Genomic DNA, 20,097 nt, shown 5'->3' on the forward strand with positions numbered 1-20,097 from the left:
TCATTTGACCAGGTCGGAGCGTCGCAGTCGCCAGTAGGCCAGCGCGCCGAGGACGACGAGCCAGATGCCGTAGCCGAGGTACCCGGCAGGTGCGTCGAGCACCTCCGTCGTCGTGGACGTGTCGATCATCATGGCTTGGGCGAGTCCGCCGGGCAGAAAGCGCCCGATGAGCGGGAGGAGGGTGATGGCGTAGGTCTCGAGGACCACGGTCCAGGCGACGAGGCCGATGACCGTCAGCAGCGACCGGCGGGTCTGCCAGGCGACGAACTGCCCCAGGTAGCCTGCGAAGACGGTCGAGACCGCGGTCCCCGCGACGATCGTCGTGGCATCCGCCGACCAGGCGAGACTGCTGCCCGATGAAGGCAGGGCGATCCACGCCACCAGGATGACCGTCCCGGGGCCGAGGACGCCGAACGAGAGCATGCCGGGAGCGACCACGATCGCGCGCGAGAGGAGGAGGCGCCCGGAGCCGCCGGTGAGCAGCCGGACACGTCCGACGACGCGGGTCCCGAAGTCACGGGTGACGGAGAGAGCGCCGAAGATGATCGAGAACAGGCTCGCGCCGAAGCCGAGGTGCAGCAGCTCAATGGTGCGGGCCTCGTTCGTGGCCGCTGTCGCGACCGGAACGTGCGGCAGCTGGGTGGACGTGCCGAACACGGCGAGAGCGTTGAGTCCGATCGCGATGATCAGCAGCGCCGGAAGCGCTCCGTTGCGCAGGAATCGGTAGATCTCGGCTCGGATGATCATCGGGCGACCTCCGCTTCGCGGCCGATCTGGGCGAGATACCAGGATTCGAGTTCTTCGTCGGAGCCGGCGGGGACCGCGCCGTCGTATCGAAGCGACCGGTCGATGACGATCATGCGGTCGACGATCCGCCGCACTTCGCCGAGCTGATGGGAGGAAACGACGGTCGTCTTGCCGCGGGCGGTGCGATCGACGATGAGATCGCGCAGCCACCGAGATGCCTCGATGTCGAGTCCGTTGGTCGGCTCGTCGAGGATGACGACGTCGGGGTCTCCGACGAGGGATGCGGCGATCGCGACACGCTGACGCTGCCCGGTGGACATCCTGCCGACGCGCCGGCGGGCATAGTCGCTGAGGTCGTATCGGGCGATCACGGACTGCGCCTGCGAGATGCTCAAGCCCTGGGCGAGGGCCTCCCACACGATGCATCCCTCTGCGGTCAGGTCGGTCGTCAGTGGCGGCGGGTCGAAGGCGTAGCCGAGTGCGGATCCTGCGTGCGGAAGGCGCGTCGGGTCGTGCCCGTCGATGCGCACGACACCCGTGGTCGGGAGCCGGAGTCCGGCCAGGCAGGACAGAAGCGATGTCTTGCCCGCCCCGTTCGGGCCGATCAGACCGACGCATTGACCCGACTCGACGGTGAAGGAGATGCGGTCGCACGCGGAGACGGAGCGGTACCTCTTCGACAGTCGGTCGACGACGATCGGCGGTGTCATCGCGTGCGCCGCTCCGAGATCGACAGGCCGATGAGGATGCCGAGGAGCACGACGAGGATCGCGGCCAGGCCGATCCCGATTCCGGTCACCAGAGGTGACGCGATGGTGACGGCCAGGACCGCGGTGAGTGCGCCGATCACCGCCACGAGGGCGCCGATGGCGGCGATGAGGGGGGTCTTGTTGGAGTTTGCGGGCATGGTTTGCCTCCGGGGTTGCAGCCGGGCGGGAAAGTGCGGGATTCTCGGTCGCGGCCGTCCGACCACGACCGAGAATCCCGGCTCACGTGATCGCGACGCCGATGGCGACGCCGCCGGCGAAGACGCCGGCTCCGCCGACGCCGATGGCGACACCGCCGAAGAAGGCGCCCCAATCCCATGCCGCCTCGAGCGGCTCGAGGGATTCGATGCCCGCCACGATTTCGTCGAAGGCATCGCGGATGTCGATCGTGCTCTGTTCCATTTCAGTCACCCCCTCCCGTGGGTTCGTCCAAGAAGTCGGCCTTCGTCGCTCAGGTGATGGCGACACCGACGGCGACGCCGCCGTAGATCAGCAGACCGCCGCCGACGAGTCCGGCGCCGATGCCGGCGACCCACTCGCCCCAGCCCGGAGCCTCGAGAGGCTCGAGCTGCTCGATCTTGGCAAGTTCGTTCTCCATGTCACCCCCTTCCGTTCTGTTGGTCCGCTCATGGACAGATCCCGAGAAGCTCGCCGCTCCCACGGCGACCACTCCGTCGGCGCCCGATCACGCGCCGGGAACCACCGTGAAGAGGTGGTCGAAGGATGCGCCGGGGAAGGCGATCGCCACCTTCGCGAGGAATTCGTTCGAGGCCACGGTCTTGCCTTCCCGCACGCGGTACAGCGTGGCGGGGTCGACACCGATCACTCGTGCAAGGTCCGCATCGGAGTCGATGCCGTGCGCCTTGCGGAGACTGTCGAGTCGGTCTCGTTCCACCGTGAGGTGGGGGCCTCTGGACGTTCTGCCTGGGGATCGCATAGTATCAACATATCCGCGATGATGGATGAAGCGCAAGCACTTTGCACCCATGTCAACGCGTCGTGGCGATGAGGTGCAGATGAACTGCGTGGTATACGTCGCAAGATCATTGCAACAGTGCAATGAACAGTGTTACGGTTGCACACGTGGTGGATAAGACACAGTGGAGCAAGTACATCGACGCGACCAGCGATGGCGCGTACAACAACGCGATCGCCGAATCGATCGGCGTCGACCCGGCGACGGTCGGGCGCTGGCGGACGGGCACGGTCGACCCCAAGCCCCGGCAGGTCGTCGCCTACGCCCGCGCCTTCGGGCAGACGCCGGTCTCGGCGCTCATCGCGGCCGGCTACCTGACCGAGGCCGAGGCCCAGCTGCCCGCCGCTGCGCCTCGTGCGTACACTCTCGACGACTTCAGCGAGCTCGAGCTGGCCACCGAACTGGTGCGGCGGCTGCGCGAGAGCGGCGATGTCGGAGGCCGCCGGGAGGATGACCACAGCGTGGACCTCTCCCGGGAGGCGCACGACCTTGCAGCGTCAGAAGACGACAGCGCGGTGGATCCGGACCGCCGCGCCTAGAAGGGCGGTGATCGGGGTGGGGCTCGCCGAGATCGCGACCGCGCGCATGTTCGGGGTGGATGCCGCAGACACGCCGGACGCGCGCGACTACGACCCGTGGGAGCACGCCGACCTGCTCGGCGCGCGGATCGTCGCGAACCCCACCCTTCCCGGCTCGATGGTGGCCGCCTACTCCCATCGCCGCCGCGTGATCTTCGTGCGGCCGAACCTGCAGGGCGCCGTCGAGCGGTGCGCGGTCGCGCACGAGCTCGTGCACTGGGAGCACGGCGACGTCGGAACGACGCGATGGCAGGAGCGCCGAGCCGACCGCATCTCGACGCTTCGCCTCATCCGCCCACGGCGGCTCGAGGAGGCAGCCTCGGTGACGTCGGATCCCGGCGTGATGGCGCTCGACCTGCAGGTCACCGAGAGGGTCATGCGACTCTACGCCCGGATGGCGCGCGACGGCATCCTGCCCCTGACGCTCGACGCCTGACGATCAACGATCAGGGCCCGCACCGCCGCGAACAGCGGGTGAGAGCCGTCGAGGCCGGTGAGGATGCTCGTCAGCTCGCCGGCATCCCTCGTCTGAAGCAGGGCCCGAAGTTCGACGGCCTGCGCGTCCGCCGGCACGTCGAAGGCGAGCGCAGCGCCGATGCCGGTGAGGAGAGCCTCCACCGGCAATCCCCACTCGGCGGCGAGCGCCGCCGGACCGATGAACCTCTCGTGCCGGGACAGCTTGCGCATCGGCTGGCGTCCCACGCGCGCCACGGTGTCGGCGGGGATCGCCGGGTCGGCGAGCCGTCGCAGCGCCGTCGTTCGGTACTCGGCGAGCTCGACCGCATCGAGACCGTGCCTACGTGCCAGGACCGCGGACGTCTCCTCCATCGCGGTCGCCACGACACGCGCGATCTGAGGATCGGCGAGTGCCTCGGGGACGGTCTCGAAGCCGGCCCGGAACCCAAGATAGGCGGCGGTGGCGTGCCCGGTGTTGACGGTGTAGAGCTTCCGCTGGATGAACGGCGCGAGGTCGTCGACAAGGTGCGCACCGGGGAGGACCGGAGGGTCATCGCCGAAGGGCGCGCGTTCGACGGCCCACTCGAAGAAGGGCTCGACCGTGACGTCCACGCCGTCGCGGCTTGGCTGCGTCGGCACGAGGCGATCGATCGCGGTGTTGGCGAAGACGGCCCGGAAGGTCGTCGCATCGCCTCCAGCGAGGCGCGCGATCTCGCTCTTGAGCAGATCGGTCGCTCCGATCGCGTTCTCGCAGGCCATGACCTGCAGCGGCGGTCGCGCAGGGTCGCGGCGGCGCAGTCCGGCGACCACGAGCGGCGCGATTCGGGAGAGGACGGTCGGTCCCACGGCCGTGGTGACGACGTCGGCCGTCGCGATCTCGGCGGCCACAGTGTCGGGATCCATGCCGCTGTCGAGGGCACGGAAACCCGTGACGACCGAGACGGCGCCGCCCACGCCCGCCTCGTGCACGGTGTAGCTTCCTGCTGCGTTCATCGCGTCCACCAGCGCTGAGGAGACGTCGCAGAACGTGATCTCGTATCCGCCGCGGTGGAGGACGAGGCCGATGAGTCCGCGACCGATGTTGCCGATGCCGAAGTGGACGGCCTTCACGACGCGGCGTCCGCTCGCGCCGCTCCGGCGGATGCCGGTGACGGGTCCGCTAGCGCGTCGATCAGGTTCGCCACGGCCTGCTCCGTCGCGCGCTCGACGCTCGCCGCGGTGAAGCCCCCGACGTGCGGGGTCATGATCGTCCGGGGATGCCGGAGCAGTCCGTTCAGCACGGGCGGCTCTTCGTCGAACGCGTCGACGGCGTAGGCCAGCAGTCGGCCGTCTTCGAGTGCCAGGCGGACGGCGTCCTGGTCGACGAGGGCGCTGCGGGCCGTGTTGACGAGGACCGTGCCGGGCGCGCTGCGCGCGAGGAGCGCGGATCCGACGAGCGGAGCGCCGTCGGCCGGCGGCGGGGAGTGCAGGGTGATGACGTCGCATTCGGCGAAGAGCTCTTCGAGGGTGGCCTGCTGCACGCCCGGCATGTCGATGATCGCGAACGGGTCGTAGGCGCGCACATCGGCGCCGAAGGCCTGGACCAGCCGGGCGACGAGGCGCCCGATCGCCCCGAAGCCGACGATGCCGACGACGCTGTCGGCGAGCTCTCGGCCCTGGCGCCGCACCCAGTCCCCGGCATGGAGCGCCCGGTCGGCGGCGGGGATGTCGCGGAGGGCGCCGAGCATGTGCGCGACGGCGAGTTCGGCGACCCCGCGCGAGTTCGCACCGCGAGCGAGCACGATCCGGATGCCGCGGGCGCCGGCTGCGGCGAGGTCGACGCTCTCCGCACCCACCCCGTTGCGGGAGATGACCCTGAGCCGGTCCGCCGACCGCAGAACGTCCGCCGACACCGTCTCGACACCGCAGATCCAGCCGTCGATGCCGGGCAGCAGGTCGTGGAGGTCCGCGGGGTCGGGCTGTCGCCCGGCCGGGCCCGGCACGAGCTCCCACCCGCGTTCGCGCAGCGCGCCGAGCGCATCGACCCGGTCGAGCCCGGCAGCGGTCAGAGAGCGCGGGGTCACGAGGATGCGGGTCATCGCGTCGACTCCGCGATCGCGACGAGCGCATCGAAGGACGGGCCGGAGGGGGCGATCTCGACGTCGAACACCTCGGCGATCACCTGCGTCCATCCGTGGATGAAGTACACCCAGCCGTCGGTGATCGCGAGGCTGCGCGAGTGCTCCTGGGCGCGGGCCTGATCGAGGAAGACGAGGTCGCCCCGGTAGTTCAGCTCCCACACGAGACCGTCCTGCGGGAAGACCCCGCCGAATGTGAGCGGCGAGCCGGGGGCGTCCTTGCCGAGTCCGGTCGCGTTGATCACGAGCGATCCGGCCGGAGCCGTCAGGAGGACGGCGTCGTTGTCGGCGGGCTGCGGGCACAGGCGCGTCTCCAGCACGGTGTCGGTCCCGGATGCGTCGTGCACCTGCCGCAGGGTCTCCAGTCGCGCGGCGCTCCGGTTGGTCACCAGGATGCGGCGGGGCCGATCGGCACCTCGTGCCGGGCGGGAGAGGTACCAGTCGATCGCGATCGCCGATCCTCCGGCGCCGAAGACCACGACATCCGCTCCGGTCGCGGCGAAGTGGCCCGGCGGCAGGAGCGCGTCGAGCGCGTGGCCCGCGGTGATCGGATCCTTCGCGTGCGCGCGGAAACGGCCGTCTCGCTTGGACAGGCAGCTCACTTCGTCCATCAGGTCGGCGAGCGGGTCGATCTCGTCGAAGAGGTCCCGGGCTGCCGCGTACAGGTCGAGCTTGTGCGTCGTCACGAGCGCGCCGAGGCTCAGCTCGTCCTTCTTGAGGAACTCGACCACCGCGCGGTAGTGCTCCGCCGGGGCGTGCAGGGCGAGGTCGATGCCGACCATTTCGACGTCGCCGAGGCCGAGGTGCTCGGCCCACAGCGGGAAGACCGTGCGGATCGACGACCGGCCGGTGGTGACCCCGATGAAGTAGAAGGTCGGCTTTCGTGCGGGCTCCAGCGTGTCCCACGTAAAGGTCAGGGGCATGGTGCTCCTTCGTTGTCAGGCCGCGGCGGCGGCCGCGGCTTCGCGGGCGGCGCGGGTGATGGATGGGGTGTCTCCGGCGGCGATGGTGCCGCGAGCGGCGACCCAGGTGCCCCCGACGGCGAACACGTTCGGGAGGGCGAGGAAATCGGGCAGACTGGCGGGGGTGACGCCGCCCGTGGGCATGAACGAGACGCCCAGGGCTCCGAACGGGCCGCTGAACGAGCGAAGGGTTGCCGCCCCGCCGTAGACCCCGGCCGGGAAGAACTTGAGCCGGCGATGTCCGTGCGCCGCGGCGTCGAGGACCTCGGACGGCGTCACGACCCCGGGGACGTAGGGGAAGGCCGCGTCGGCGGCCGCCGCGGACAGCGAGGGATGCCACCCCGGGCTCACCCCGTAGACCGCGCCCGCGGCCGCGGCCGCGGCGACCTGATCGGTCGTGACGACGCTGCCGGCGCCCACCAGGAAGCCCTCCACCTCGGCTGCGACGGCACGGATCGCGTCGAGCGCGGCCGGTGTGCGCAGCGTGACCTCCATGGTGCGGATGCCGCCGGCGGTCAGGGCGCGCGCGAGCGGGACGGCGGTCGCGACATCGTCGATCTCGACGACGGGAACGACGCGGATCTGCGCGACCTCGGCGAGAACATCCATGTTCTTCCTTCTTTCGGAGTCGATCTCTGATTCGTCAGAATGTAGTTAGACTACACGAATAGCGATGAAGCATTCCGAAAATCGTCCGATTCGATCCGATCAGGCCGCGATCTCCGCGAGAGAATGTAGTGAAACATCACAGATCGGGACGGCCGACCTCGTCACGGGATGCCTGCTGATCCGGCACAGTATTCTCAGAGCGCGATGCGCGCGGACATGCCGCCGTTCGTCGCAGACGGAAGGTGAGGACCGATGACCGAGGTCCACGATCAAGGGACGGCGACCGGCGGGTCGGTGCTGGAACGGCTCTCAGGAGAACTGACGGGCCTGCGCAAGTCGGAGCGCAAGGTCGCGGCCCTCGTGCTCGACAATCCGCACTTCGTGGTGGAGTCGACGATGGCCGCCGTCGCCGAGGCGGCGACCGTGAGCGAGCCCACGGTGATGCGCTTCGCGACCAGCCTCGGATTCGACGGCTTCCAGTCGTTCAAGCTCTCCCTGGCCCAAGCGCTGGCTCTCGGCATGCCGGTGACCCATTCGGCGCTGCGTCAGGACGACGACATCGCCGACGTCTCCCGCAAGACCTTCGATCACAGCATCTCGAGCCTGGACCGCGCGCGGCGCTACCTCGACACCGATGCGCTCGCCGCGGCCGCGGATGCGATCATGGGAGCCAGCTCCCTGCTGTTCATCGGCTTCGGGGCATCGGCGGTGATCGCGAAGGATGCCGAGCAGAAGGCGGCCCTGTTCGGCGTGCCCTGCTCGGCCCCCGAGGACCCGCACCAGCAGTTCATGGCGGCGATGACGAGCGACCCCGGCACCGTCGTCATCGCGATCTCGAACACCGGGCGCACGGCCCTGGTGCTCGAGGTGGTCGACCACGCCCGGGCGCGGGGGATGACCGTCATCGGCATCACCGGAGACGAGTCGCCGCTCTGGGACCGCAGTGACATCGGCATCATCGTCCGCACCTTCGAAGACACCAACACCGTCACCCCCGCCGTCAGCCGGCTGGCCGCTCTCGTGATCGTCGACATCCTCGCGACGACCGTGGCGATGCGTCGCGGCGACGAGCACGTCGAGGCGATCCGAGGGATGAAGCGCGCTCTCGCGCAGTTCCGCAGCGAGGACTGAAAGTTTTGTAGAACTACAGAATCGAGCACAGTCGACGCAAAATCAACCTCCTGGCGCACCTGTTGACCCTCAGAATGTAGTCCTGCTACAGTTTGGGCGTTGACCACGATGGCGAGGGCGATCCGACCCGACCCGTTGCGGCACGTTTTGAATCCGCCAACGGAGAAGGAGATCAAATGCGCGTCACAGCCAGGACGGGGAAGCGAGTCCTCGCGATCGCAGCCGTCGCACTCACCGCGATCGCACTGTCTGCGTGCACCGCGAAGCCCACCGATTCGGCCGCCTCGGGCGGGGCGAACGGCGACATCAAGATCGGGTTCATCGTGAAGACGAACTCGAACCCCTTCTGGGTCTTCATGCAGCAGAAGGCGCAGGAAGAGGCCAAGAAGCAGGGCGTCACCCTGATCACCGCCGCCGGCAAGAACGACGGCGACATCGACGGCCAGATCACCGCGATCCAGAACATGATCACGAGCGGCGTGAAGGCGATCATCGTCGATCCCAACGACAGCACCGCCATCATCCCGGCGCTGCAGTCCGCCCAGAAGCAGGGCGTCGCGACGTTCGCCGTGGACACCCAGGTCGACGGCAACAAGGCCGTCTACGGCACGTGGGCCACGGACAACTACAAGGGCGGCGTCCTGCTGGGCAAGTACGTGAAGGCCGCGTTCGGCAAGAACGACGCCGGGGAGACCCCGCAGATCGCGCTGCTGGACTACCACCCCGGCGTGACGGTCGGCGACCAGCGCCGCACCGGCTTCCTCGACGGCTTCGGCGTCAAGCGGACCGACCCCGAAGTGGTGGCCGCGCAGGACACCGGCGGAGACCAGAGCCAGGGGCAGCAGGCGATGGAGAACATGCTCCAGAAGAAGCCCGGCATCAACGTCGTCTACAGCATCAACGAGCCGGCCGGGCGCGGCGGCGCCACCGCGATCGCCGATGCCGGCAAGACCAAGGCGGTCCTTCTCGGGTCGATCGACGGCAGCTGCGACGGCGTCGCATCGGTCAAGGACGGCCAGTTCACGGCGACCGTGATGCAGTTCCCCGCGAAGATGGCCGAGATGTCCATCGACGCGGCCGTCAAGTACATCAAGGACGGCGTGAAGCCGACGATGCCGTCGTCGGGCTACATCGACACCGGCACAACCCTGATCACCGACCAGGCCGTCAACGGGATCAGCTACAAGGACACCACCTGGGGCGCCGCCAACTGCTGGGGGACGAAGTGACGATCCCGGACTCGCGTGTCCGCCCCGCGCCCTCCGATGGCGCGGCGGACACGGCCGGCATCCCGCTTCCGCCGAAGAAGGGGAACGACACCGGGGTGAAGGTTCTCGCCCTGGCAGCCCGCAATCCCTTCTTCGGACCGCTGGCCGCCCTGCTCGTGCTGATCGTGCTGTTCTCGGTGACCACGAGCACCTTCTTCAGCGCGCAGAACTTCTCGGTCATCCTGCAGCAGTCGGTCGTGATCGGCACGCTCGCTCTCGGTCAGACACTGATCATCCTGACCGCCGGGATCGACCTCGCCAACGGCGCGATCCTGGTGGTGGGCGCGCTGGTGATGGCGCAGCTGGCGCAAGGGCAGCCCCCGGCGGCACAGTTCGGCATCCTCCTGGTGGGCTTCCTGGTCTGCGGCGGACTCGCTCTGGTCTCCGGCGTGCTGGTGGCCAGGTTCGCCCTCCCGGCGTTCATCGTCACCCTCGGCATGTACACCATGCTGACGGCCGGTGCGCGCCTCTACTCGCAGCAGACGCTGGTGGTGCCGGACGGCCCCCTGACCGTCCTCGGGACGGGCGGCTACCTGTTCGGCGTGTTCCAGATCACGATCGGCGTGTTCGTCGTCATCGCGTCCGTCATCGTCCTGCACTACGTGCTCACCCGGACCGCGTGGGGTCGCCACGTCTATGCCGTGGGCGGCAATCCGACCGCAGCCCGGCGCACCGGCATCAACGTGCGGCGCGTGCTGCTGGTCGTGTACCTCGTGGCCGGCCTGCTGTACGCGCTCGGCGCCTGGCAGGCGTTCGGCCGCAGCCCGGCGACCTCGGCGAACGTGTTCGGCACCGCCAACCTCGACACCATCAGCGCCGTGGTGATCGGCGGGACCTCCCTGTTCGGCGGACGCGGCACCGTGATCGGCAGCTACTTCGGCACGCTCATCGTGCTCGTGCTGCAGTCGGGCCTGACGCAGATGGGCCTGGATCCGCTGTACCAGCAGGTGCTCACCGGTGCGCTCGTGATCGCGGCCGTCGCACTTGACCAGTTCACACGAAGGGTGGAGAGACTTGCCTGAAGCAGAAGCCGGCAACGGCAGCGGCGCGACCGCCGTGGCGGAACACGAAGTGGTTCTGAGGGCGGTCGGTATCCGCAAGCAGTACGGACACGTCGTCGCAGTGCGCGACAGCGACTTCGAGCTCCGGCGCGGGGAGATCCTGTCGGTGATCGGAGACAACGGCGCGGGCAAGTCGTCGCTCATCAAGGTGCTCTCGGGAGACGTCGTCCCGGACTCGGGGCAGATCTTCCTCAATGGCACGGAGGTCTCGTTCAAGAGCCCGAAGGACGCGCAGCGCGCGGGCATCGAGACCGTCTACCAGGATCTCGCGATGGTGCCCGAGCTCGACATCGCCTCGAACCTCTACCTCGGACGCGAGAAGCGGTATCGCGGCGGGCTCGGCTCTGTGCTGCGGATGCTGGACAGCCGCACGATGCAAAAGCACGCCCAGGCGAGCCTGGACGAACTGGGGATCTCGACCCTGCAGTCGATCACGCAGCGGGTGGAGACGCTGTCCGGCGGGCAGCGGCAGACCGTGGCGGTCGCCCGCGCGGCGATCTTCGGCACGAACGTGGTGATCATGGACGAGCCCACCGCCGCTCTCGGCGTCCGCGAGACGAAGGGCGTGCTCGACCTGATCCGCAGCATCCGCGATGCCGGCCGGTCTGTGGTGCTCATCAGCCACGACATCCCGTCCGTCTACGAGATCTCCGACCACATCCACGTCCACCGGCTCGGGCGCCGCATCGCGCTGCGCACGCCGGGCGACCAGTCGATGAACGACCTGGTCGGCGTCATGACCGGGGCGCTGCCGCCGGACTGACCCGGCGCGACCCCTTACACCACACATCCGAAGGAGAAACCGTGACCACTCACCCCGTCGTCGACACCCCCGTCCTGCTCGAGATCGCCCGGGAGGGCGGGATCGAGGGACGCAGCCGCCGCTACGAGAAGCGATTGGGGGACATGGCCGGCGTCTATCGCGACGCGGACGCCTGGGAGGCCGCCGTCGCCGAGCACGGCGCGGATCGCCTCGAGTACTGGGTCGACGACCACCGCTACCAGGAGGGCCCGGGGGCTCTCATCGTCGGCACCAGCACAGTGCTGCCCGGCCGCATGGGCGACGAGTTCGCGCTCACCCGCGGGCACATCCACGAGGTCTCGGACCGTGCCGAGCTCTACTACTGCCTGAGCGGGCGCGGGGTGATGCTCATGGACACCGTCGACGGGCAGTCGTCCGCGATCGAGCTCACCCCGGGCAAGGCGGTGGACGTCCCCGGTCACTGGGTGCACCGCAGTGTGAACATCGGCGACGAACCATTCGTCACGCTGTTCTGCTACGCGGCGGATGCCGGCCAGGACTACCAGGTGATCTCCGACGCCGGCGGCATGAAGAATATCGTCGTGGCCGACGGAGATGGTTGGGCGCTCGTGCCCAACCCGGACCACCGCGGCTATCGCGTGCACGCGGGGGAGTGAGTCCTGTGCAGCCCGCGGAGACGGCGACCACCGTCGAGGCGCCCACCCGCATGCGGGGCATCCAGCTCGCCGGCGACCGCGCGGTGCGCCTCGCCGAGCTGGATGTCCCGCCGCGGGGACCGAGCGAGGCACTGGTGAGGATCACCATGTCGGCGGTGTGCGGCAGTGATCTGCCTCATTACCGCGCGCCGGCGGGCGATCTCGGGCGCCGCGCGCACATCGTCCCGGGGCACGAACCGGTCGGGTTCGTGGTCGAAGCGGCGCCCGGCGGGGTGCCGGCGGGCACCCGCGTGCTCGTCTACCACCACAGCGGGGAGGGCCGGTGCGAGCACTGCGCGGCCGGGGAGCCGATGTTCTGTGCGGGGCGTGAGACCCTCGGGAATCACCGGCACGGGGCGGATGCCGAATGGCTCGTTGCGCCGGACGTCTCGCTCGTGCCGCTGCCGGACGACATCGACGACGCGCTCGCCGCGCTCATCGCCTGCAACTTCGGCACCGCGTTCGCAGGCCTGCGTAAGAGCGGTGCTCGGGTGGGCGATCGCGTGGTGGTGACGGGGCTCGGGGCGGTCGGCCTCTGCGTCGTCATCGCGGCCGTCGCTGCGGGATGCCGTGTGATCGCGGTCGATCCGATCCCAGAGCGGCGGGACTTCGCGCGCGAGCTCGGCGCCGCGATCGCGGTGGATCCGACCGCGGCGGACCCGGTCGCGGCGATCCGTGCCGCCACGGAGGGCGAGGGGGCGGAGATCGTGATCGAATGCTCGGCGAACGCCGGCGCGCAGCGCCAGGCGACCGAGGCGGTGCGCCCGCACGGCACGGTGCTGCTCATCGGGTCGAACAGCTCGATGGAGATCGACCCTGGAGTCGATCTCATCCGCAAAGAGGTGCGGGTGCTCGGGACTTGGATCTTCAAGCGCCATGAGATCCCGGCGATCTTCCGAGCCGCCCGCGGGATGCCGGACCTACGCCGCCTGCTCGGAGAGTCCTACCCGGCGAGTGACGCGCAGCGCGCCTTCGCCGCAGTCGACCGGGGCGAGGTCGTCGGCAAGGTGCTCATCGACTGGCGCTGATCCGCCGCCGCGACCGACCGCCGCACCCGTCCTCGACGGGTGCGGCGGTCAGTTTTTCCGTCGGAGCCATCAATAGAGAAGAAATTTCTGTTATGGTGAGACCACCTCGGAAACTCCCCTCACAGGCGAGGCGGCTCCGCCGATCCGAGCGACAGAGACAGCACAGGTCCCACGAACGAGAGGAGCACCCGATGGTGCCCGACTACCTGCCCCGTCCGGGCGACGCCCTCGTCGGAAAGGTCGCGCTGGTCACGGGCGCCGCCTCCGGCATCGGAGAGGCGGTCGTGCGCGAGTACGCCGCGAACGGCGCCCGCGTCGCGATGATCGACACCGACGCTGCGCGGCTGCGCGAGGTCGCCGCCGACATCCGCGAGCGCGGGGGCGACGTCGTCGACACCGTGGCGGACGTCGTGTCGGAGGACGCCGTTCGGGCGTTCTTCGCCGAGACCGTCCAGCGCTGGGGGCGCCTCGACATCCTGGTCAACAGCGCCGGCCGCGACTCGCTCGCGCCGCCGGTGACGCAGGTCACCCTCGAAGAGTGGAACAAGACGATCGGCCCGAACCTGACCGGCGTGTTCCTCTGCTGCCGCGAGGCGTTCCTCATCATGGAGACGCAGGAGAGCGGCGGCCGGATCATCAACATGGGGTCGTCGTCGACCCGGGTGGCATCCGGTCCCGGCCACAGCCCCTACCGCGCGAGCAAGCACGGCATGCTCGGCTTCTCGAAGAACATCCTGCTGGAAGGCGTCGACAAGAACATCGGCGTGACCGTGCTCAACCCCTCGCACGTGCGCACGCCGATGACCGAGATCATCGACCAGGGCCTCTACGACGGTGACCTGCCCGCCTACACCGACGGGTGGCTCGACGAGAAGGAGATCGAGGAGGGGATCGCGGCCAGCTGCATCGACGTCTCCAACGTCGCCGAGGCGGCCCTGTACATCGCGACCCGCACGCCGGACGTCACCATCCCGACGTTCTCGCTGTACCCCACGCACAAGGCGCACCGCTACGGGATGGAGGTCTGACCGTGAAAGCGGCGGTCCTCCACGGCATCCGGGACATCCGGATCGAAGACGTCCCGCTCCCCGAGCCGGTGGGCGTCGCCGCCACCCTCGTGCGCATTGACGCCGTCGGGGTGTGCGGATCGGACGTGCTGCGCTTCAGCGTCGGCAAGGGCTACGGGTTCCCCCTCGTGCTCGGGCACGAGATGTCCGGCACCCTCGCCGAGGACTCGCCGTCCGGGCGGCTGAAGGCGGGCACCCGGGTGGCGATCTTCCCGTGCATCCCGAACCCCGACGACCCCATGACCGAGATCGGCGAGTTCACGCTCGGCACCGGATACGACTACTTCGGCTCCCGCCGCGACGGCGGCCTGGAGGAGTACCTCCGGGTGCCGGAGCGCAACCTGTTCCCGTTGCGCGACGACATGGGCCTGCTCGAGGGCGCGATGGTGGAACCCGCCGGAGTGGCGCTGCACGCCGTGCGCAAGGCCCCCGTTCCGGCCAACGCGTCGGCGCTCGTCATCGGAGCCGGCCCCATCGGGATGCTCGCCGCCCAGTGGCTGCGGGTGCTCGGAGTCACCCGGGTGATCGTGGCCGATGTCGACGATCGCAAGCGCCGCCTCGCGGAGCGCCTCGGGTTCGAGACGATCGATGCGGCGGCGGGACCCTCCGACGAGCAGGTGCTCGAACGCACCGGCGGTCGCGGGGTCGACATCGCCGTCGAGGCGAGCGGACTCGCCCTCACCTTCGTGCAGGCGATCAACGCCGCCGCGCACTCCGGCCACGTCATCCTCCTCGGCGACCTGCGCGACGACGCCGTTCTCGCGAAGGAGACGGTGTCGCGCATCCTCCGTCGCGAGCTCGTGCTGCACGGCACCTGGAACGCGAAGATCGCCCCGCGCGATCACAGCGACTGGGACATGGTCATCGCGCATCTCGGGCGCGACGTGGCGGGCGCCGACCTCATCAGTCACGTCATCGACATCGACGACGCGCAGCAGGCGTTCACCGATCTCGCCGATCGGGCGCAGTGGTCGAACAAGTCGATGTTCGCGGTGTCCGAAGCGGCCCTCGCGGAGGGTGCACGCATCCTCGCCGAATCGTTCTCGGCGGAGGTGCCGGCATGAGGGCGGCGGTGTTCCGCGAGCCCGGGGTCATCGAGATCGACGACATCCCGGTGCCCGTGATCGGCAGCGACGAGGTACTGGTGCGCGTCCGTGCCGCGAGCATCTGCGGGACCGATCTGCGCATCATGAAGCACGGCCACTTCCGGCTTCCCGCGGGGCAGCATCGCGTTCTCGGCCACGAGGTCGCCGGCGAGATCGCGGAGGCCGGCAGCGAGGTGCGCGGCTTCGCCGTCGGCGACCGCGTCTCGGTCGTGCCCAACGTGGGATGCGGCCGGTGCCGCATGTGCCGGCGCGGGCTGAATAATCTGTGCCCCGACTACGAGGCCTTCGGCATCACGATGGACGGCGGCTTCGAGGAGTACATGCGGGTGCCTGCGGCGGCGATCGCGCGCGGCAACCTCATGCACGTGCCGGATGTGCTGTCGTTCGAGGAGGCGGCGATCCTGGAGCCGATGTCGTGCTGCCTGCACGGCCAGCGCAAGGTCGACCTGCAGCCGGACGACGTCGTGGTCATCGTCGGGGCCGGCCCGATCGGGTGCTTCCATGCCCTCCTGGCGAAGCAGCAGGGCGTGCAGACCGTGATCGTCTCGAACACCCGCCAGCCACGCCTGGAGATCGCGCGCCGGATGGGTGCCGACATCACGATCAACATCTCCGAGCAGGACCTCCACGAGGAGGTCCTGCGCATCACCGACGGCGAGGGCGCGGACGTCGTCATCACGTGCGTGTCGAAGCCCGACGTGATCGCCGGCGCGAGCGATCTCATCGGCCGCCTCGGCCGCATCAACGTGTTCTCCGGGCTCGGCGACCAGGCGCGGCCCGCCATCGACGTCAACTCGCTGCACTACCTGGAGCAGACCGTCACCGGGACCACCGGCTCGAGCGTGCGCGACTACGCCGACGTCCTCGCGATGGCAGCGTCGCCGAACGTCGACCTGTCTCCGGTCATCACCGATCGGTTCCCGCTGGAGGACATCCGTGCGGCGATGGCGCAGTCCGCCTCGGGGACCGGCATGAAGTCGGTCATCCTCTTCGACTGACATGGCGATGCCGAACAGGGGGAGGGCCGCGCGCACCGCATTGCCGGGGGCGCGGCCCTCCCCGGCATACAATCGACCCGTGACAGACGAGACCACCGGGACGAATCTGCTGCATCAGATCTCTCGGCGCGCAAGCTCGATGAGCCCCGCCCTGCGCGGCGTCGCCGAGGTGATCCTCGCTGATCCCGAGGCTGCGCAGGCGATGTCGATCACCGAACTCGCGAACCGCGCCGGAGTCGCCGATTCCACGGTCTCGCGGTTCCTGCGTGATCTCGACCTCGACGGCTACAACCAGCTGCGGCTCGGAATCGCCCAGGCGATCTACTCGCGTCCGGTCTCGACGGCCGGATCCTCCGGGTGGGTGTACGAGGGCATCCTCAAGGACGACCCGCAGCCCGCGGTGGTCGAGAAGGTGCTGCACGGCAGCATCGAGGCGCTGACCCGCACCGCGGAGCGCATCGACCCGCTGACCCTCAGCGCCGTGGTCGACCGCATCCACGGAGCATCCTCGCTGTACTTCGCCGCGATGGGTTCGTCGGCGACCATCGCGGAGAGCGCCGTGCTTCGCTTCACGCGTGCCGGAAAGAGCTGCGCGTTCTTCCGCGACCAGGCCGCCCAGTCCATGGGAGCCGCGACCCTCAAAGAGACCGACGTCCTCGTCGCGGTCAGCCACTCCGGGGACTCGACCCCGGTGCTGGCCACGGTCGAGATCGCGCGGTTCCACGGCGCGCACGTGGTGGCCCTGACCGCGACCGTCGACTCGCGTCTGGCCGAGCTCGCGGACACCGTGCTGCTCACCGCCGGCGCCGCGGCCAGCTCCGACGTGTACGGCGAGTCGGTGACCGCCAAGTGGGGGCAGCTGCTGGTCATCGACGTGCTCTACGCCAACTATGCGACGCGCTACTTCGACGAGACCGAGCCGTTCCTGCGGGAGAGCTACCAGTCGGCGATCCGGCCGACGCGGACGGGCGGCTGACAGCATCCACTGAACGTGCGACGCCGACGAAACGAGGGCGGGCCTGCATGCAGCAGGCCCGCCCTCGTCGTGTCCGGTGCTCCCGGGTCAGTGCTCGGCCCAGTCGAGCGACCGCGTGATGGCCTTGCGCCACCCGGCGTAGAGGTGGTCGCGGGTCGCGGCATCCATCTGCGGCGTGAACGTGCGCTCGATCTCGATGCATCCGCGCAGCTCGTCCTGCGAGGTCCAGAACCCGGTCGCGAGGCCGGCGAGGAACGCAGCACCGCGCGCGGTGGATTCGGTCACGATCGGGCGCTGGACGGGCACGCCGAGCTGGTCGGCCTGGAACTGCAGGTGGAAGTCGTTGATCGCGGCGCCGCCGTCGACGCGCAGCTCCGGCAGCGGGTTGCCGGACTCGGAGGTCATCGCGTCGATCACGTCGCGGTACGAGTAGCTCATCGACTCCAGGGCCGCGCGGACGATGTGAGCCCGGCTGGCGCCTGGGGTGAGGCCCATGAGCGCAGCGCGGGCGTACTGGTCCCAGTACGGGGAGGCGAGGCCGGTGAAGGCGGGAACGAAGTAGACGCCGGCGGTGTCCGGCACGGAGCGGGCGAGGTCGGCCGAGGTGGAGAGGTCGTCGATGATCCGCATCTCGTCGCGCAGCCACTTCATCGGCACGCCGACGGCGAAGAAGACCCCTTCGAGGGCGTACTCGACGCGTCCGTCCAGGCCCCACGCGACGGTGGTGATGAGTCCGGCATCCGACAGCACGGGCGTGGTGCCGGTGTTCATCATGACCGACCCGCCGGTGCCGTAGGTCGCCTTCACCGACCCCGGGGTGAAGCACGCCTGGCCGAAGAGGGCGGACTGCTGGTCGCCGGACGCGGAGGCGACCGGCAGCGCGGCGCCGAATCCGGCCGCCGCGCCGGTGCGGCCGTAGACCTCGCTGGATGGCCGCACTTCGGGGAGCATCGCGCGGGGGACCCGGAGCAGTTCGAGGATGCGGTCGTCCCAGTCCAGCTCGTGGATGTTGAAGCACATCGACCGCGAGGCGTTGGAGTAGTCGGTGACGTGCCGAGCACCGTCGGTGAGCTTCCAGATCAGCCACGAGTCGATCGTCCCGGCCAGCAGCTCGCCGCGCTCGGCGCGCTCGCGGGCGCCGGCGACGTGGTCGAGGATCCACGCGATCTTCGTGCCGGAGAAGTACGTGTCGATGGGCAGGCCGGTCGCCGCGCGGATCAGGTCCGCGTGGCCGGCGTCGCGCAGGGCGTCGCACGCGGCGGCCGTGCGGCGGTCCTGCCAGACGATCGCGTTGTGCACGGGGATGCCGGTCTCCCGGTCCCACACCACGGCGGTCTCGCGCTGGTTGGTGATGCCGATCGCGGCGACGTCCGTCGCGGCGACTCCGGACTCTCGCAGCACGCGGTGCGCGACCGCCAGCTGGGTCTCCCAGATGACCTCGGCATCGTGTTCGACCCAGCCCGGCTCGGGGTAGTGCTGGGCGAACTCGTCCTGGGCGATGTGGGTGATCGACCCGTCGCGGGCGAACAGGATCGCGCGAACGCTTCCGGTTCCGGCGTCCAGGGCCATGACGTGCGTCGTGCTCATCTTCGATTCGTTCACTTCCTCGTGAGGGATAGAAATAAATTCTACCGGACAGACTAATCTAGAAATGATTATTGATCCACCCCGACCATGGCGAGGGAAGATGCGCGCAGCAGTACTGTATGAGCCCCACGGGCGGCTCCGGCTCGAAGACGTCGACACGCCGGACGAGCTCCGGCCCGACGAGGTGCGCGTCCGCACCGCGGCCGTCGGCCTGTGCCACTCCGACCTGCACGTCATCGACGGCCGGGTGGTCCGGCCGATGCCCGTCGTCCTCGGGCACGAGGCATCGGGCGTCGTGACCCAGGTCGGGTCCGCCGTCGCCGACGTCCGTCCCGGCGACCACGTCGTCGCGTGCTTCGTCGTGTTCTGCGGGCGGTGCCGCATGTGCCGCGCCGGGCAGCCCGCGATGTGCCAGGACCGCGAGGCGACCATGCGTGCGCCGGGGGAGGAGCCGCGGCTCAGCATCGCCGGGCGCGAGGTGCACCAGTGGACGAACATCGCCGGCTTCGCGGAGGAGATGGTGCTGCACCGAAATGCCGTCACCGTGATCGACGAGCGCATGCCCCTCGACCTGGCCGCCATGCTCGGGTGTGCCGTCGCCACCGGAGTCGGGTCCGCGCGCAAGGTCGCGCGCGTCGCTCCCGGCGACGCCGTCGCGGTCATCGGCGCCGGAGGCGTCGGCCTCAACGTCTGCCAGGGGGCGGCCCTGGCGGGAGCCGGCATCATCGTCGCGGTCGACCGCAGCCCGCACCGGCTCGCACTCGCGCGCGAACGCTTCGGCGCCACGCACGTCGTCGACGCCTCCGCGGAGCAGGATGTCGCGGCGCGCGTCCGGGAACTCAGCGACGGGGGCGCGGATCACGTCTTCGAGGCCGTGGGCGTCCCTGGCCTCGTCGAGACGGCCCTGGATGCCGCGGTGCGCGGCGGTTCGGTGTGGGCGGTCGGCGTGTTCGGGGATGCCGCGCGCATCGACTTCCCGGCATCCCACCTGCACTCGGGCAAGGGCGTGCACGGCGTGCGGGCCGGGTCGCTCGAGCCCCAGGGCGACATCCCCCGGCTGGTCGAGGAGTACCTGCGCGGATCGCTGGAGCTCGAGGCGCTCGTCGGGGAGCGGATGCCACTCGAGGACATCAACCGCGGAATCGAGGCGCTGACCGCCGGCGCGGGGGCGCGCACGCTCGTGGTCTTCTGACCGAAGCGACGCC

General features: G+C 69.6%; 24 protein-coding genes. 13 read left to right on the top strand and 11 right to left on the bottom strand.

Features of this window, described 5'->3' with window-relative positions; all coding sequences use genetic code 11:
- The 6 genes from LK09_RS15310 to LK09_RS22150 form a co-directional block, all read right to left on the bottom strand.
- Positions 1-747, bottom strand: a complete 747-nt coding sequence (locus LK09_RS15310; protein WP_039401371.1) for an ABC transporter permease — start codon at positions 745-747, stop codon at positions 1-3.
- On the bottom strand, positions 744-1,457 hold the full coding sequence (locus tag LK09_RS15315) for an ABC transporter ATP-binding protein (protein ID WP_039401373.1): 714 nt from the start codon (positions 1,455-1,457) through the stop codon (positions 744-746). Before LK09_RS15315 ends, LK09_RS15310 begins: the two co-directional genes overlap by 4 nt.
- On the bottom strand, positions 1,454-1,654 hold the full coding sequence (locus LK09_RS15320; protein WP_039401375.1) for a hypothetical protein: 201 nt from the start codon (positions 1,652-1,654) through the stop codon (positions 1,454-1,456). The genes LK09_RS15315 and LK09_RS15320 overlap by 4 nt, the downstream gene beginning before the upstream one ends.
- Before the next feature lie 82 nt (positions 1,655-1,736).
- A complete protein-coding gene (locus LK09_RS15325; protein WP_039401377.1) occupies positions 1,737-1,916 on the bottom strand; it encodes a hypothetical protein in 180 nt (59 codons plus the stop codon).
- A 49-nt stretch (positions 1,917-1,965) separates the two neighbouring features.
- Entirely contained in the window at positions 1,966-2,112 is a 147-nt protein-coding gene (locus LK09_RS21815) for a hypothetical protein (RefSeq protein ID WP_197061078.1), read from the bottom strand.
- Between the two features lie 87 nt (positions 2,113-2,199).
- Entirely contained in the window at positions 2,200-2,502 is a 303-nt protein-coding gene (locus tag LK09_RS22150; protein WP_156138853.1) for a helix-turn-helix domain-containing protein, read from the bottom strand.
- 95 nt (positions 2,503-2,597) lie between these two features.
- On the opposite strand from LK09_RS22150, the gene LK09_RS15335 reads away from it, so the two are divergent.
- On the top strand, positions 2,598-3,029 hold the full coding sequence (locus tag LK09_RS15335) for a helix-turn-helix domain-containing protein (protein WP_039401381.1): 432 nt from the start codon (positions 2,598-2,600) through the stop codon (positions 3,027-3,029).
- Between the two features lie 7 nt (positions 3,030-3,036).
- Positions 3,037-3,504 (top strand): hypothetical protein, encoded by a 468-nt coding sequence (locus LK09_RS15340; RefSeq protein ID WP_039401383.1) that lies wholly within the window; start codon positions 3,037-3,039, stop codon positions 3,502-3,504.
- On the opposite strand, the gene LK09_RS15345 is transcribed toward LK09_RS15340, so the two are convergent.
- From LK09_RS15345 to eda, 4 genes are read right to left on the bottom strand one after another with little or no spacing between them, the layout of a single operon-like run.
- A complete protein-coding gene (locus LK09_RS15345; protein ID WP_052226862.1) occupies positions 3,453-4,634 on the bottom strand; it encodes a mannitol-1-phosphate 5-dehydrogenase in 1,182 nt (393 codons plus the stop codon). The genes LK09_RS15340 and LK09_RS15345 overlap by 52 nt on opposite strands.
- On the bottom strand, positions 4,631-5,602 hold the full coding sequence (locus LK09_RS15350) for a phosphoglycerate dehydrogenase (RefSeq protein WP_052226863.1): 972 nt from the start codon (positions 5,600-5,602) through the stop codon (positions 4,631-4,633). The genes LK09_RS15345 and LK09_RS15350 overlap by 4 nt, the downstream gene beginning before the upstream one ends.
- A complete protein-coding gene (locus tag LK09_RS15355; RefSeq protein WP_039401385.1) occupies positions 5,599-6,564 on the bottom strand; it encodes a shikimate dehydrogenase family protein in 966 nt (321 codons plus the stop codon). The genes LK09_RS15350 and LK09_RS15355 overlap by 4 nt, the downstream gene beginning before the upstream one ends.
- Before the next feature lie 15 nt (positions 6,565-6,579).
- Positions 6,580-7,212, bottom strand: a complete 633-nt coding sequence (eda, locus tag LK09_RS15360) for a bifunctional 4-hydroxy-2-oxoglutarate aldolase/2-dehydro-3-deoxy-phosphogluconate aldolase (protein WP_039401386.1) — start codon at positions 7,210-7,212, stop codon at positions 6,580-6,582.
- Between the two features lie 252 nt (positions 7,213-7,464).
- Here eda and LK09_RS15365 point away from each other — a divergent pair, with 252 nt between their 5' ends.
- The 10 genes from LK09_RS15365 to LK09_RS15410 all read left to right on the top strand — a co-directional run bounded on the left by LK09_RS15365 (position 7,465) and on the right by LK09_RS15410 (position 17,305).
- Positions 7,465-8,343, top strand: a complete 879-nt coding sequence (locus tag LK09_RS15365; RefSeq protein ID WP_039401388.1) for a MurR/RpiR family transcriptional regulator — start codon at positions 7,465-7,467, stop codon at positions 8,341-8,343.
- Between the two features lie 176 nt (positions 8,344-8,519).
- A complete protein-coding gene (locus tag LK09_RS15370) occupies positions 8,520-9,572 on the top strand; it encodes a substrate-binding domain-containing protein (RefSeq protein ID WP_039401390.1) in 1,053 nt (350 codons plus the stop codon).
- On the top strand, positions 9,569-10,633 hold the full coding sequence (locus tag LK09_RS15375; RefSeq protein WP_197061079.1) for an ABC transporter permease: 1,065 nt from the start codon (positions 9,569-9,571) through the stop codon (positions 10,631-10,633). The genes LK09_RS15370 and LK09_RS15375 overlap by 4 nt, the downstream gene beginning before the upstream one ends.
- On the top strand, positions 10,626-11,435 hold the full coding sequence (locus tag LK09_RS15380) for an ATP-binding cassette domain-containing protein (protein WP_231563084.1): 810 nt from the start codon (positions 10,626-10,628) through the stop codon (positions 11,433-11,435). Before LK09_RS15375 ends, LK09_RS15380 begins: the two co-directional genes overlap by 8 nt.
- Positions 11,436-11,476: 41 nt before the next feature.
- Positions 11,477-12,091, top strand: coding sequence for a glucose-6-phosphate isomerase family protein (locus LK09_RS15385; protein ID WP_052226864.1), 615 nt, complete (start codon positions 11,477-11,479; stop codon positions 12,089-12,091).
- The gene (locus tag LK09_RS15390) at positions 12,088-13,158 is read left to right on the top strand and encodes a zinc-dependent alcohol dehydrogenase (RefSeq protein WP_197061080.1); all 1,071 of its coding nucleotides are present in this window, start codon (positions 12,088-12,090) and stop codon (positions 13,156-13,158) included. The genes LK09_RS15385 and LK09_RS15390 overlap by 4 nt, the downstream gene beginning before the upstream one ends.
- Positions 13,159-13,349: 191 nt before the next feature.
- On the top strand, positions 13,350-14,186 hold the full coding sequence (locus LK09_RS15395) for an SDR family NAD(P)-dependent oxidoreductase (protein ID WP_039401394.1): 837 nt from the start codon (positions 13,350-13,352) through the stop codon (positions 14,184-14,186).
- Between the two features lie 2 nt (positions 14,187-14,188).
- Positions 14,189-15,289: a galactitol-1-phosphate 5-dehydrogenase gene (locus tag LK09_RS15400; protein ID WP_039401396.1), complete on the top strand. Its 1,101-nt coding sequence runs from the start codon at positions 14,189-14,191 to the stop codon at positions 15,287-15,289.
- Positions 15,286-16,329, top strand: a complete 1,044-nt coding sequence (locus tag LK09_RS15405) for a zinc-dependent dehydrogenase (RefSeq protein WP_039401398.1) — start codon at positions 15,286-15,288, stop codon at positions 16,327-16,329. Before LK09_RS15400 ends, LK09_RS15405 begins: the two co-directional genes overlap by 4 nt.
- A 79-nt stretch (positions 16,330-16,408) precedes the next feature.
- Positions 16,409-17,305, top strand: coding sequence for a MurR/RpiR family transcriptional regulator (locus LK09_RS15410; RefSeq protein WP_039401400.1), 897 nt, complete (start codon positions 16,409-16,411; stop codon positions 17,303-17,305).
- 87 nt (positions 17,306-17,392) lie between these two features.
- Here LK09_RS15410 and glpK read toward each other — a convergent pair whose 3' ends face one another.
- A complete protein-coding gene (gene glpK / locus LK09_RS15415; RefSeq protein ID WP_039401612.1) occupies positions 17,393-18,892 on the bottom strand; it encodes a glycerol kinase GlpK in 1,500 nt (499 codons plus the stop codon).
- Positions 18,893-18,992: 100 nt separating this feature from the next.
- Here glpK and LK09_RS15420 point away from each other — a divergent pair, with 100 nt between their 5' ends.
- On the top strand, positions 18,993-20,084 hold the full coding sequence (locus LK09_RS15420) for a zinc-binding dehydrogenase (RefSeq protein WP_039401402.1): 1,092 nt from the start codon (positions 18,993-18,995) through the stop codon (positions 20,082-20,084).
- Positions 20,085-20,097: the final 13 nt, after the last annotated feature.

The organism is Microbacterium mangrovi, from assembly GCF_000802305.1.
In the GTDB taxonomy this organism is placed as follows: Bacteria; Actinomycetota; Actinomycetes; order Actinomycetales; family Microbacteriaceae; genus Microbacterium; species Microbacterium mangrovi.